General features: G+C 75.4%; 1 protein-coding gene (only partly in view). It reads right to left on the bottom strand.

Going from position 1 to position 13,889, the window contains the following annotated elements:
- Positions 1-13,889: the 5' portion of an SDR family NAD(P)-dependent oxidoreductase gene (locus ACWD6P_RS04460; RefSeq protein ID WP_451442509.1), read on the bottom strand. Its footprint begins 10,315 nt before the window's first position; the window shows 13,889 of its 24,204 coding nt (coding positions 1-13,889); the start codon lies at positions 13,887-13,889; its stop codon lies off the left edge, out of view.

The raw sequence follows: 13,889 nt of genomic DNA, 5'->3' as shown, positions 1-13,889 counted from the left end.
GTGAGGTGGTTGACGAGGTAGAAACCGCTGATCTCGTTGAGGGCCAGCAGGCCGTTGCCGCGCAGCAACGCCTTGGCGTGCCGCAGGGCCGGGCGGATGTTGTCGGTGGCGTGCAGCACGTTGGCCGCGATGACGACGTCGAAGGCGCCGGTGTCCAGCCCCTGCGCGTGCGGGGGCCGGGCCGCGTCGAAGACACGGAACGTGAGGTGGTCGCGGCCCGGCCCGAACGTGTCCTGGGCGCTGTGCAGGAAGGCCTGGGACAGGTCAGTGAAGCAGTACTCGGCCAGGTCGAGCCCTTCGCGGGCGAGGCGGTCGAGGACGGGCCCGGTGGTTCCGCCGGTGCCCGCGCCGATCTCCAGCACGCGCAGGCGGGCGCCCGGATCGGCGTCCCGGCGGGCGCGCAGGAAGGCCGCCACGTGTTCGGCGAGGACGGCGTTGAAGTGCGCGGCCACGCGGTTGTCGCGGTAGACGCCCTCGACGAGGGCGAACGACCCCTCGGGGAACAGGACGTCGGTGGCGCGCACCCGGCCGCACAGGATGTCGGTGAGCGCGGGCAGGGTCTGGTCCAGCAGGTGCAGCGGTGCGCGCAGATCGGGGTTGGCGGCGGTCCAACGGGGCGTCTGTGCGGCCCAGTCGGTGCGGCAGTCGTCGGCGTCCCCGGCGGCCGGGCCGCCCGTGGTCCAGCGGCCCCGGTCGTCGATCATCCCGTGCCCGGCGAGCGCGCGCAGGGTGGCGGCGAGCCAGCCGTCGAACCGTGCGTCGACGCCCTGCCGCTCCTTCCACTCGGCGAGGCCGCGGCGGGGTTCCTCCAGACCCGCCCGGCGCAGTTCGGCGGCGAGGCGGCGCAGCAGGAGCGCGTCGATCTCGTCGGGGACCGGGCCCGCGTGGTGCTCGGCCAGGCCGGTGGGCAGCGCGAGTGCCGCGGCGCCGTCGCGGGCCGCCGCGCCGGGTGCCTGCGGGGTCAGCGTCTCCGCGGTGAGCACCCCTTCGACGGGCAGCGGGCGGCCCAGGCGCATAAAGCCGATCTGGTCGAGCGGGCCCGCCAGCAGGCGTTCCAGTGCGCCCATCGCCGTGGCCGGGTCGATCGGGGCCAGTCCCATGGACGTCACCTGGCGCAGCAGCTCGTCGGGGACGTTGCCCCAGTAGCCCCAGTTGACGACCTTGACCCGGCAGTCCAGCGCCTCGCGCAGGGCGTCGGCGCGCGCGTCCTCGAAGGCGCAGGCCGCCGAGTAGTGCGCCTGGTGGGAGTTGCGGATGAAGCTCACCAGCGAGGAGATCAGCAGGAGGAAGTCCAGGCCGTGGCCGGCGAAGACGTCGGCGAAGTGCACGCACGGGTCGACCTTGGCCGCGAGGGTGGCCTCCAGCTCGTGCTCGGTCATCCGGGCGAGCGGCGTGTGGCTGAACACCATCGCCAGGTGCACCACGCCGTCGATGCGGCCGTGGCGGCGGACGACCTCGTCCCGCATACGGGCGAGCGCGCCGGGGTCGGCGGCGTCGGCGGACAGGTAGACGGGCGTCCGCCCGCCGGCCGCGGCCCGCGCCGCCCTGGCCCGGATGTCCTCGTCCTCGGCGCGGCGGCCGACCCAGATGACGTGTGCGTCGTGCTGCCGTATGAGGTACTCGCTGAGCAGCACGCCGAGGTCGCCCGCGCCGCCGATGAGTACGTAGACGCCGTCGCGGCGCAGTACGGGGGCGGCGGGCGGCTCGGTGGTGTCCACTGGCAGGAGCTGGCGGCGCAGCCACTGGCCGCCGCGTCGGGCGAGCGGGTGGGCGCGGCGGTCGGCGGGCAGCGCGAAGACCTCGTCGGCGACGAACGGTTCGCCGTCGGCCAGGTCGACCGCGCGGATGCGCCAGTGCGGCTGCTCCTTGGCCAGGCCGCCGATCAGACCGTGCAGGCTCGCCTGCACCGGGTCGGCGGGCCGGGAGCCGCCGGCGTCGAACGCGCCGCAGGTCACGAGGGTGAGTCCGAGCCGCTGCTCGTCCCGGGTGAGGGCCAGTGCCTTCAGGACGCGGAACATCCGGCGGACCACCGCGCGCTGCGCGTCGATCTGCGCCTGAGCGCCGTGGTCGACGGCCTGGGTCGGGAACTGCAGGACGACGTGGTCGAAGTCGCCCAGGGCGGCGAGTGCGTCACGGACCTCTTCGGCGGATGACGCGCCGGTGTCCAGCACCACGGTCTGCGGGCGGCGGGCGGTCAGCTCCGCGAGGACGTCCGGTGCGAGGCCGACCGCCACCACGCGGGAGGCCGCGGACGGGTAGGGGCTGCCGCGCAGCAGCCGGGCGGGCTCCCAGACGGGGTGCAGGGTGAGGTCACCGGCGGGGAGCTCGTAGGAGGTGGCCGGCTGCGCGGGCGGAGCGGGCACGGGGGGCGTGGTGACGGGCGTGGTCGCGGGCGTGGTCGCGGGCGCGGCCGCCACGGCGGGGCGCGGGGCGGCGGGCCGCGGGGCGGCGTCCGCGGACGCGGCGCGGGTGTCCCCGGACGCGGCGCGGGTGTCCCCGGACGCGGCGCGGGTGTCCGCGGGTTCCGGCAGGTCGTCGGTGTACCAGTAGCGTTCCCGGGCGAACGGGTAGCCGGGCAGTGCGACCTTGCGCGGCTTCGGTCCCTCGGTGTGCAGACGGTCCCACTGGACGGCCAGACCGCTGGTCCAGGCCTCGGCCAGCGGCGCCAGCTTCCCGCGCCGCGCCCAGCGCACGACCGTCTCCTGGAAGTCCTCGTCGGTGAGGAAGTCCCGGACCGCGCCGCCCCGTTCGCCGCCGAGGTTCAGGTACGCGCCCGCGGGCAGCCTGCCGCCGAGCGCGCAGGCGTCCAGCGCCTCGATCAGGTCCGGCAGCGTGCCGGTGACCACGGCGAACCGTGCGGTCATCGCCTCGCGGCCGACCTGCAGCGTGTACGCGATGCCGGGCAGGTCCGCGCCGCTCCACCGCTTCGTCCGCAGCGCGTCGCGCAGCCGGCCGGCCGACTCGCGCAGCCGCTCCTCGTCGAAGGCGGACAGCACCACGACGACGGGTTCGCCGCGCTGCGCGGGCGCCTCGGGCACCAGGCCCCTCCCGGCAGTCCCCTCGGTGTACTCCTCGGCGTAATCCTCGACGTACTCCTCGACCACGACATGGGCGTTGGAGCCGCCCGCGCCGAACGAGGAGAGGCCACCGAGGCGCGGACGCCCGCCGGTCCTCGGCCAGGGCGCGGCCTCGCGCTGGAGGACGAAGGGGCTGTCGGCGAAGTCGATTTCGGGGTTGACGCGCTCGGCATGCAGGGACGGTACGAGCGTGCCGTGCCGCATCTGCAGCAGGAGCTTGGCCAGGCCCGCGATGCCCGCCGCGGACTCCAGGTGGCCGATGTTCGACTTCGCCGAGCCGATGGCACAGAAGTTGCGTGCGTCGGTGAACTCGGCGAAGGCCGCGTTCAGTCCGGCGATCTCGATCGGGTCGCCCAGCGAGGTTCCGGTGCCGTGCGCCTCGATGCAGCCGAGGTCCCGGGGGTCGATTCCGGCCCGGCGCCAGGCGCTGCGGACGACCGCCGCCTGCGCGAGCGGGTTCGGCACGGTGAATCCGTGGGTGTGGCCGCCGTGGTTCACGGCGGTGCCGCGGATCACGCCGAGGATGCGGTCGCCGTCGGCGACGGCGTCGGCGAGCGGGCGCAGCAGCACCGCGCCGACGCCCTCGCCGGGCACATAGCCGTCGCCGCCCTCCCCGAAGCTGCGGCAGCGGCCGTCGCTGGAGGCGAACTGGCCCTCCCCGATCATCAGGTACTTACCGGGGTGCACCGACAGATTGACCCCACCCGCCAGCGCGGCACCGCACTCCCCACGCTGGAGGGCGGCGCAGGCGAGGTGGATCGCGGACAGCGCCGAGGCGCACATGGTGTCGACGGTGGCGCTGGGGCCGCTCGCGTCGAGGAAGTACGAGACGCGGTTGGCGATCGACGCCAGGCTCCCCGGCACCACGACCGGCTCGCCGCGCACGCTGTACTCGGCGCCGTAGAGCTGGTACTCGGAGTACATCGCGCCGACGAACACCCCGATGTCGCCGGCGTCCTCGGCCACCCGGGCACGGGCGGCGGCGCGCAGGGCGTCACGCGTGTAGCCGGCGTCCTCCAGCGTGGTGTGGGCGCACTGCAGGAACAGCCGCTCCTGCGGGTCCATCATGGACGCCGCCTTCGGCGAGATGCCGAAGAACAGCGGGTCGAACTCGTCGATCCCGTCGAGGAAGCCGCCCCACTTGCTGTACGTCCTGCCGGGCACACCGCGCCGCGGGTCGTAGTAGCGGCCGTGGTCCCAGCGCCCGGCCGGGATCTCGGTGACGCTGTCCCGGCCGGCGAGCAGGTTCTCCCAGTAGGTGTCCAGGTCGGGTGCGCCGGGGTAGCGGCCCGCCATGCCGACGATCGCGATGGCCATGCCCTGCTCGGCGCGGGGCGGTCCGGCAGGCTCCGGCACGGCGGCAGGCTCCGGCACGGCGGCGGGCTCCGGCGCACGGGCCGTCCGCGAGGGGCCTGCGGGCGCCAACTCCCGCCCTCCGGACGGGAGTTGTTCGTCAGCGGGCGCTTCCGTACCGCTCAGGCCGACCAGCGCCGCGAGCGCGTCGGGCTGGGTGCGCAGGAAGTGCCGGACGAGGCCGTCGACCGTCCGTACCTCGAAGAACAGCGTGCTGCCGACGTTGTCGAGACCCTTGCGGACCGCCTCCGTCAGCTGGACGACCAGGATCGAGTCGATGCCGTAGCGGTCGAAGGACACATCGGCACGGATGTCGGCGACCGGCAGCCGCAGGGTGTCCGCGACCAGGCCGCGGAAGTGGTCGCGGGCCAGGTCCGCCAGGAGCTCCTCGCGGTCACCGGCGGCGGCCGGCGCCGCGGCCGGTTGCGGCGCGGCGGGCTCGGCCGGTTCCGCGGCCCGCGGCCGGGCCGCCGGGAGGGTGCCGCGGAAGGCGGACTCCCCGTCCGGGCGCGGCTGGCGGATCGCGCCGTCGCTCTCGGCGACGATGACCTGCTGGCCGAGGTCGTCGGCGCCCTCGGCGGCGACGAACGCCGCGCGGAAGCCGACCTCGCCCAGGACCCGCCGCCAGCTCTCCGGGGCCAGGCCGGGAGAACCGGGGATCCGCGGCGCCGGGTCGTCGTAGAGCCACCAGCCGTCCAGGAGGCCGAAGGTGAGGTGGCTGAAGAGGATGTTGTCGCTGAGCTCGTTGAGCAGCAGCAGGGCGTGGGGGCGCGCGGCGGCCTTGGCGTTGCGCAGCGTCCTGCGGATGTTGCGGGTCGCGTGCAGCACGTTGGTGGCGATCACCACGTCGTACTCGCCGGGGGCCACGTCCTGGCCCGCCAGCGGCCGCTCGGCGTGGAAGAGCCGGGCGTCCAGGTACGGGGCGAGCTCGCCGTACTCCCGCTGCGCGTGCAGCAGGAACGCCTTGGAGATGTCGGTGTAGCTGTACTTCTCGATGTGCCCGGCCCACGGCCGCAGCCGGCGGAAGAGCGTGGCGCTGGTACCGCCGGTGCCGGCGCCGATCTCCAGGATGCGCAGGCGCGCGGACGGGTCGTCGGCCAGCCGCCGTTCCAGGTAGGCGACGAGGGTGTCGGCGAGCACGTCGTTGAAGTAGTCGGCGACGGGGTTGTTCTTGTAGACGCCCTCGACGAGTTCGAGCGAGGCGTTGGGGAACATCACGTCGGTGGCCGGGCGGCGGCCGGTGAGGATGCCGGTCAGGGCGCGCAGCGTCGTGTCGACGAGGATCGCCTGGGGGCGTTTGGCGTCGTCGGCCAGCCACGGCTGCCGCGCCCGGTCCCAGTCGGCCCAGGCGTCGTCGAGGGAGCCGGTACGGGTGTCGAGGGCCGCGTACCCGTCCTCGCCCTCGCGGCGCAGGCGGCCGGCGTCGGCGAGTACGGCGAGGGTGTGCTCGGTCCAGCGCTGGTAGCGGTCCTCGATGCCGCCGGCGGCGCGCCACTGGGCGGCGGTGGCCGCCCGGCCGTCGCGGAACAGGCCCAGGGACTGCAGCAGCGCCCAGGTGATGCCGATGAGCGCGTCCTGCATGGCCGCGGCGTGCCCGCCGGCCCGCTCGCGCAGCCGCGCGATCTCCGCGCGGCGGTCGGGGCGGTCCTCGCGCAGTGCGCCGATCAGGGACGGGACGGTGACGGCCGGGTGGGTGAGGGCGTCGTCGTCGTGCAGGCCGTCGATGCTGCGGGTGTCGGTGGCCTTGAGGAGGGCGAGCTGCGGGTACGGGGAGGCCAGCAGGGCGTCGAAGGCGGCCATGCCCTCGTCCGGTTCGATCGAGCCCAGGCCCAGCTGTGCCATGCGCTGCCGGTAGCCGTCGGCGGTGACGACTCCGACACCCGCCCAGTAGCCCCAGTTCATGACCTTGACCGGGCAGTCGAGGCGGGTGGCCAGGTGCTCGGCGTAGGCGTCGGCGAAGGTGCAGCCCGCCGCGTAGTTGGCCTGGCCGGGGGCCTTGAAGAAGGCCTGCATGGAGGAGAAGAACGCGACGAAGTCCAGCGGCTGGCCGGCGAAGGCGTCGGCGAGGTTCACAGCGATGTCGGCCTTGGCGGCATAGGTCGCGCGGAACCGGTCCTCGTCCATCCGGGCGAGGGTCTGGTCGCCGAGGACGATCGCGGTGTGCAGCACACCGCGCACGGGGCCGTGCCGCCGCACGATCTCGTCGCAGGCGCGGCGCAGGGCGTCGCGGTCGGTCGCGTCGGCCTGTACGTAGTCCGGCTTGGGGCCGTGGGCCGCCAGGGCGTCCTGCCGTTCGGCGATGGCGGCGTCCAGCGGCCGGCGGCCGATCCAGACGACCCGGGCACCGTGACGGCGCATCATGTGCTCGGTCCACACGGTGCCGATGCCGCCGGCGCCGCCGATGGCCACGAGCACACCGCCGGGCTCGGGCGGGGCGGCCGCGGTGCCGGGGTCGCGGGTCTCCAGCAGGCGCAGGCGGTACCACTCGCCGCGCCGGTGGGCCAGGGTCTCGCCGCGGGGGTCGGCGGGCAGGGACAGCAGCGCCGGCCAGGGCACGGGGGCGTCCGCCTCGATGTCGGCGACGCGGATCCGCCAGTGCGGGTACTCCTTGGCCAGGGTGCCGGCGAGGCCGTGCACACCGGCGTGGGCGGGGTCGGAGCCGGTGTCGCCGGGCAGTCGGCGCGTCTGCCGGGTGACCAGGGTCAGGCCCAGTTCGCGGGCGTCCGCGCCGTCGGCCAGGAGGGCCTTGACCAGGCGGAAGACGGCGAGGGTGGCGTCGTGGCGGGCGGCGGCGGGGTCGTCGGCGGGGCCGGGCGGGGCGAGCCAGAAGACATGCTCGGCGCCGGCGGGCAGCCGCGCGGCCAGCCGGTCGGCAGGTAGGTCCTCGGCGCGGGCGTCCAGGACGGTGGCGTCCGGGTAGCGGCGGCGGAGCCCGTCCTGTTCCCCGGCGGTGCCGCCCAGCAGCACGACGCGGGTCCGCGGGTGGGGCCACGGCTCGGCGGGCGCGTCGGGCAGGGCGTCCCAGACCGGTGCCAGCAGCGTCGCCGGCGAGGCTTCGCCGGGTGCGGCCGCGCCGGGCGGGGCGGTCATGCGGCGGAACGCGTAGCCGCGCAGGCTCGCGCAGAGCCGCCCGTTGTCGTCGTACACGTCGATGTCCACTTTCGTCACGGCCCGGTCGGCCGAGGGGGCGTAGCCCTCGGTGTGGCGCAGGTGGGCCCACATGCGCTCGGTGGTGGGGGCGAAGAGGTCGGCGGCGTCCAGCGCGAAGGGCAGCGCGGGCGCGCCGGGTTGTTCGTCGAGCGTGCCGGTGGCGTCGCCGTAGAGGCCGACGACGGCCTGGACGGCGCTGTCGAGCATCGCGGGGTGCAGCGCGAACGTGCCGTCGCGGGCGCCGTCGGGCAGTACGAGCCGGGCCAGCACCTCGCCGTCGCCGACGGCCAGGGTGTCGATGGCGCGCAGGCGGTCTCCGTGGCGGATGCCGACGGCGTCGAGGGCCGCACGGCACTGGCTGCGCGACAGGACGCGGCGGTCGCAGCGGGCCCGCAGGGCGTCCAGCGACGCGGGGACGGGCGGGCCGGGCGCGGCGATCCGGCCCCGGGCGTGCACGGCGGAGCCGTCGCGCAGGACGCGGAAGTCCTCGCCGTCCCGGTCGACCCGCAGCTCGCCGCCGCCGTCCCCGACGGGGAACGGCTCCGGCCACACGACGTCGCGCAGCCCGACCGGCGCGAAGGAAGTGCCGGTCACGGCGCGGCGTGCGACCTCCAGCGACAGCACGCCGGGCAGCACGGCCCGGCCGCCCACGTGGTGGTCGGCCAGGAAGAACTCCTCGCCGCCGAGCCGGAGTCGGTACGCGACGCCGTCCGTGTCCGCGGGCCCGCGCCCCTCCCGCTGGTCGGTGGTGTCGCTGGTGTCGGTCCAGTAGCGCTGCCGCTCGAACGGGTAGGTCGGCAGCGGCACCTGGCGGCGCGAGGCGGGCGCGAAGCTGTCGGCGAACCGGTCGGCCTCGCCCCGTACGTACGCCGCGGCCAGCGCGGCCGGGGCCAGGGCGCCTGCCGCTCCCAGGGGATGGGGGTCCGCGGCGGTCTCCCCCTGCAGCACCGTGTCACCGGCGGTGCCGGACAGCCAGGAGCGCAGGTGTGCCGCCAGGTCGGGCAGGCCGGCGGCGACGACGGCCAGCCGGTGCGCGAAGTGGCTGCGCCCCGCGGCCAGGCTGTAGGCGACGGCGTCGGCGGGCAGGCCGGGTTCGCGGTCGAGGTGGGCGAGCAGTCGTTCGGCGACGGCTCGGAGGGCGGCCGGGGTGCGGGCCGACAGCAGGAAGGCGTGTTCCCCCTGCGCGCCGGCCGTCCGGGGGGCCGGGTGCTCCTCCAGTACGACGTGCGCGTTGGTGCCGCTGGCCCCGAAGGAGCTGACGGCCGCCCGGCGCGGGCCGCGGGCAGGCGCCGTCCAGGGCTGCGGGGCGGTGGCGACGGTGAACGGGCTGTGGTCGAGCACGACGGCCCGGTTGGCCTCGTGGAAGTGGAGCGACGGCGGGATCTGCTGGTGCTGCAGGGCCAGCAGCGCCTTGATGACGCCCGCGATGCCGGCGGCGAACTGCGTGTGCCCGATGTTGGTCTTGATCGATCCCAGGACGGCGCTGCCGGCCGGGGCGCCCTCGAACGCGCGGGTGAGCGCGCGGAATTCGATCGGGTCGCCGAGCTGGGTGCCCGTGCCGTGCGCCTCGACGAGCTGGATGCCGCCCGGCTCGATGCCGCTGCGGGCGTACACATCGCGCAGGAGCTGTTCCTGCGAGGCGGCGCTGGGGGCGGTGATGCCGTTGGTGGTGCCGTCCTGGTTGATGCCCGAGCCGCGGACGACGCCGTAGATGTGGTCGCCGTCGCGCCGGGCGTCGGCGAGCCGTTTGAGGACGACCGCGCCCGCGCCCTCGCCCGGGACGAAGCCGTCGGCACGGGCGTCGAAGCTGTGGCAGCGGCCGCTGGGCGAGAGCATGCCCGCGCGCGTCGCCGACTCGTACAGCCGCGGCGTCGTCTGGAGGAACACCCCGCCCGCGATCGCCATGTCGGCGTCGCCGGAGAGCAGGTCGCGGCAGGCCAGGTGCAGGGCGACCAGTGAGCTGGAGCAGGAGGTGTCGGTGGTGAGGGCAGGGCCCTTGAGGTCGAGGTGGTAGGCGATCCGGGAGGCGACGACCGAGCCCATGGTGCCCCACAGGGCCTGTGCCGGCGGCCGGGCGTCCAGCTGGTCGTGGTAGTCGCCGGCGTAGCAGCCGACGTAGACACCGCAGTTGCGGTGGGTGAGGCGTTCGCCGGTGTAGCCGGCGTCCTCCAGGGCGTTCCAGCACTGTTCGAGGAAGACGCGCTGCTGGGGGTCCATGGTGGCGGCCTCGACGCCGGAGATCGCGAAGAACACCGGGTCGAACTGGTCGATGCCGCGGACGAAGCTGCCGAAGCGGCAGGTCACGTCCTCGCCGAGCGGCCAGCGGGTCACCGGTTCGACGAGGTCGTGGCCGGCCGTCAGGTGGTCCCACAGGGCGCGCGGGTCCTCGGCGTCGGCGTAGCGGGCGGCCATCCCGACGACGGCGACGGCGTCGTCGTCCGGCGACGGGGCGGCTGCCGGGGAGGCCGGTGCGTGCAGCGCGTCGCCGTAGGTACCGGCGATGAACGCGTGCAGGCGCTCGACGGTGCCGTGGTCGAACAGGTCGGTGGTCTCCAGCGCGGTGCCGAGGGCCGTGTTGAGCGTGTGGACCAGGTGCACGCCGAGGATGGAGTCCAGGCCGTAGTCGGCGAACGGCCGGCGGCGCTCGATCTCGGCGACCGGCATCTGGAGCGCCTGGGCCAGTGCGTCGAGCAGGACGCGCTCGATGTCGGCGGCACCCGCCGCCGTACGGGACGGGGCGGCCGCGGGCAGCGGCGCCGGGCGCTCGCTGCCGGCCGGGCCGAACCAGAACCGCCGTCCGGCGAAGGGGTAGGCGGGCAGGTGGACGCGTACGGGCGTGTCCGTGCCGGAGTACAGGCGGGTCCAGTCGAGGGGCATTCCCTTGGCCCAGAAGGCGGCCAGGTCGTGCCAGTCGCCGCGGCTGGTCCAGCGGGCGACGAGTTCGCGCAGTTCGTCCTTCTCCGCCAGGGCCGCCAGGGTCTCGCGGGTGGCCCTGACGCGGCCGCGGGCCCACGGGACGCCGGCTTCGGCCTCCGGACCGGCCTCGGCGAGGAAGGCGTCGAGCTGGTGGCGCCACTCTCCGGGGGTGCGCGCGACGAAGCACACCCGCTCGTCCATCTCCTCGCGGCCGGTCTGCAGGGTGGCGGCGACGGCGGGCAGGTCCACGGGGGCGCCGGAGCGCAGCAGGACGGACAGTTGACGGGCCCGGGCGTGCAGGTCCTCGGCGGTGCGGGCGGACAGCGGCAGCAGCACCGGCCGTGCCGTCGGGGCAGGCGCGGCGGGTGCCGTCTTCGCGCCCCGGTACTCGGCGACGATGACATGGGCGTTGGCGCCGCCCGCGCCGAACGAGGAGATACCGGCGATCCGCGGACCGCCGTCCGCGGGCCGCGGCCAGGGCGCCCCGCCGGTCTGCAGGGTGAACGGGGTGGCGGCGAAGTCGATGTCGGGGTTGGTCCGTCCGGCGTGCAGGGTGGGCACGAACTCGCCGTGCCGCAGCTGCAGTACGGCCTTGGTCAGGCCCGCGATGCCCGCGGCGGCCTCCAGGTGGCCGATGTTCGACTTGACCGAGCCGAGGGCGCAGGCGCCGTTCGGGCCGGCGTCGGGAGCGAAGGCCTGGGTCAGGCCGTCGATCTCGACGGGGTCGCCGAGCCGGGTGCCGGTGCCGTGCGCCTCGACGTAGCCGATGCCGGCCGCGGGCACCCCGGCGCGGTCCAGCGCGTCGCGGATCAGCGCGGCCTGTGCGCGCGGGTTGGGCACGGTGTAGCCGTTGGTGCGCCCGCCGTGGTTGACGGCGGAGCCGACGATCACCGCGTGGATGGGGTCGCCGTCGGCCTCGGCCGCGGACAGCGGCTTCAGCAGTACCGCGCCGACGCCCTCGCCGGGCAGGAACCCGTCGCCGCCCGCGCCGAAGCTGCGGCAGTGCCCGTCGGTGGCGAGCATCCGGGAGCGGCACAGCTCGACGTACGAGGAAGGGTGCAGATAGAGGTTGACGCCGCCGGCGATGGCCAGCTCGCACGCGCCGTGGCGCAGGTGCTCGCACGCCTCGTGGATCGCGGTCAGCGACGACGAGCACATGGTGTCGATCGGCATGCTCGGTCCGTGCAGGTCCAGCAGGTACGACACCCGGTTGGCCAGCGATCCGAAGGACGTGCGCGGCGCGGGCGGCGGTCCGTCGCCGGCCGGCGGGCGGTGGCGGTCGAAGCCGGTCTTGGTGATCCCGGCGAACACGCCGACCGAGGAGGCGTGCTGCTCGGCGAGGCGCTGCCGGGTGTAGCCCGCGTCCTCCAGCACCGACCATGCGCTCTCGACGAACAGCCGTTCCTGCGGGTCCATGTCGGCGGCGTCGCGCGGTGCGATCCCGAAGAACGCGGCGTCGAAGCGCGCGAAGTCGTCGAGGAACGCGCCCCACTTGCTGTAGCTGGCGCCCTGCTGCACGGCCCGCTGCGGGTCCGGTTCGTAGAAGCCGTCCAGCGGCCAGCGTTCGGCGGGGATCTCGCGGACGCTCTCGCGGCCCGCGCGCAGGTTCTGCCAGAACGCCTCCAGGGTCGGGGCGTCCGGGTAGCGCCCGCTCAGGCCGATGATGGCGATCGGCTCGCCCGCGCCGGCCGGGCGCGGGCGCCGCGCCACGCGGGCCCGGGGGCGCACCGGTGCGGCGGACCCGGCGGACGGCGCCGCGCCCGGCACGTCGGTCGTGTCCGGCACATCGGTCGTGGCCGCTGCCGTCGGCGTGACGGCCGCCCCCGCCGCGTCGTCCAGCCAGCGGCGGCAACCGTCCGCGTGCTGCTCCGCCAGGTGGCCGGCCAGGTCGTTCAGCGTCGGGTACTGGTAGAGCACCGTCTTGGGCAGGGCGCCGAACCACTGCGCGAAGCGGCGGTTGAGCCGGGTGACGGCCAGCGAGTCGATGCCGAAGCCGTCGAGCGGAGCGGCGGCGTCCAGCCGGGCGGGGTCCAGCCGCACCGTCTCGGCGATCAGCTCCTTCAGCAGGGGCAGCACGCGCGCCCGCAGTTCCGCGGGCCCGGTCGGCTGCGTCCCCGTCCGCGGTGTCGCCGTCTCCTGCGGACGTTCCCCGTCCACGCCGCGCTGCTCCGTCACGCCGCTCTCCTCGTCCCTGACCAGTAGGTGTGGTGTGCCGAGCGCCAGCGCGCCGTGCAGGGCCCGCAGTGCCGTGCCGGTTTCCAGGGGCCGCCCGAAGCGCGCGGTGAGTGCGGGCACCTCCTCGGCCGGGACGCTCATCCCGCCGTCCCGCCACAGCGGCCAGCCGATCGAGACGCTCGCGCCGTGGCGCTCGCCGTCGGCGGCGAGGCCGGCGCGGTGGGTCAGGTAGGCGTCGAGGAATCCGTTCGCGGCGGCGTAGGCGGCCTGCCCGGGGTTGCCCAGCGTCCCGGCGCCGGAGGAGAACGCCGCGAAGAAGTCCAGCGGCAGGCGGCGGGTGGCCTCGTCGAGGTTCACCAGCCCGGCCGCCTTCGGCGAAAGGACCCGCTGGGCGTCCTGGTGGGACATGCGGATCAGATAGTCGTCGCTGATCAGGCCCGCCGCGTGGACGACCCCGTCGAGCCTGCCGTACGTGCGCACAAGGGAGTTGACGAGCTCCGCGACCGCGGCGGCGTCGGTGACGTCCACCTGCCGGTACTCGGTCCCCGGGCCCGGCTGCCCCGGTAGCGGGCCCGCCGGCGAGCGGCCGCACAGGACGACCCGGGCGCCGCGGGCGTGCCCCGCGATGTCGGCGGCGACCAGCCGGCCGACACCGCCCGCTCCCCCGCTGATCAGGTAGACGCCGTCGGCCCGCCACACCGGCTCGGGTGCCGCCGCGTGCGGGGCCGCTTCCCAGACGCGGACCTGGCGGCGGCCGCCGGTGTGGCGCACGTGGTCGTCCGTCTGGCCGGCCTCCGCCCGCAGCACACCGGCGAGCTCCTCGCCCGGCGGCCACTGTGTGAACTCGATCAGCTGACCGTGCAGCGCCGGGTCCTCCTGTGCCGCGGTGCGCAGCATGCCGATCAGGCCGGCGTAGCCGTACGCGGTCCCCTCCCGGCACACGACCTGCACCCAACGGGGGCCGCCGGCCGTCTGGTTCAGCAGCCGCTGGAGCTCGCCGAGCAGCCGGGTCGCGGCGTGCTCGTAGGCGGCGGCGGGCCCGTCGTCACGGCTCTCCACGCGGGCGACGGACACGCCGGGCAGGCTCCGGCGCACGGCGGTGACGTCCGCGTCGGGGGTGTCGCACAGCACGACCAGCCGCCGGGTTCCGGGGGGCGCGGTGCGCTCGCGCACCGGTTCGTCGCGCCAGGCCGGCACACGAAGGATGTTTCTGCTCAC

This window comes from Streptomyces sp. NPDC002446 (assembly GCF_053595675.1).
The sequence above is the reverse complement of the archived record's forward strand: the minus strand, read 5'-3'. Positions and strand labels throughout refer to the sequence as shown.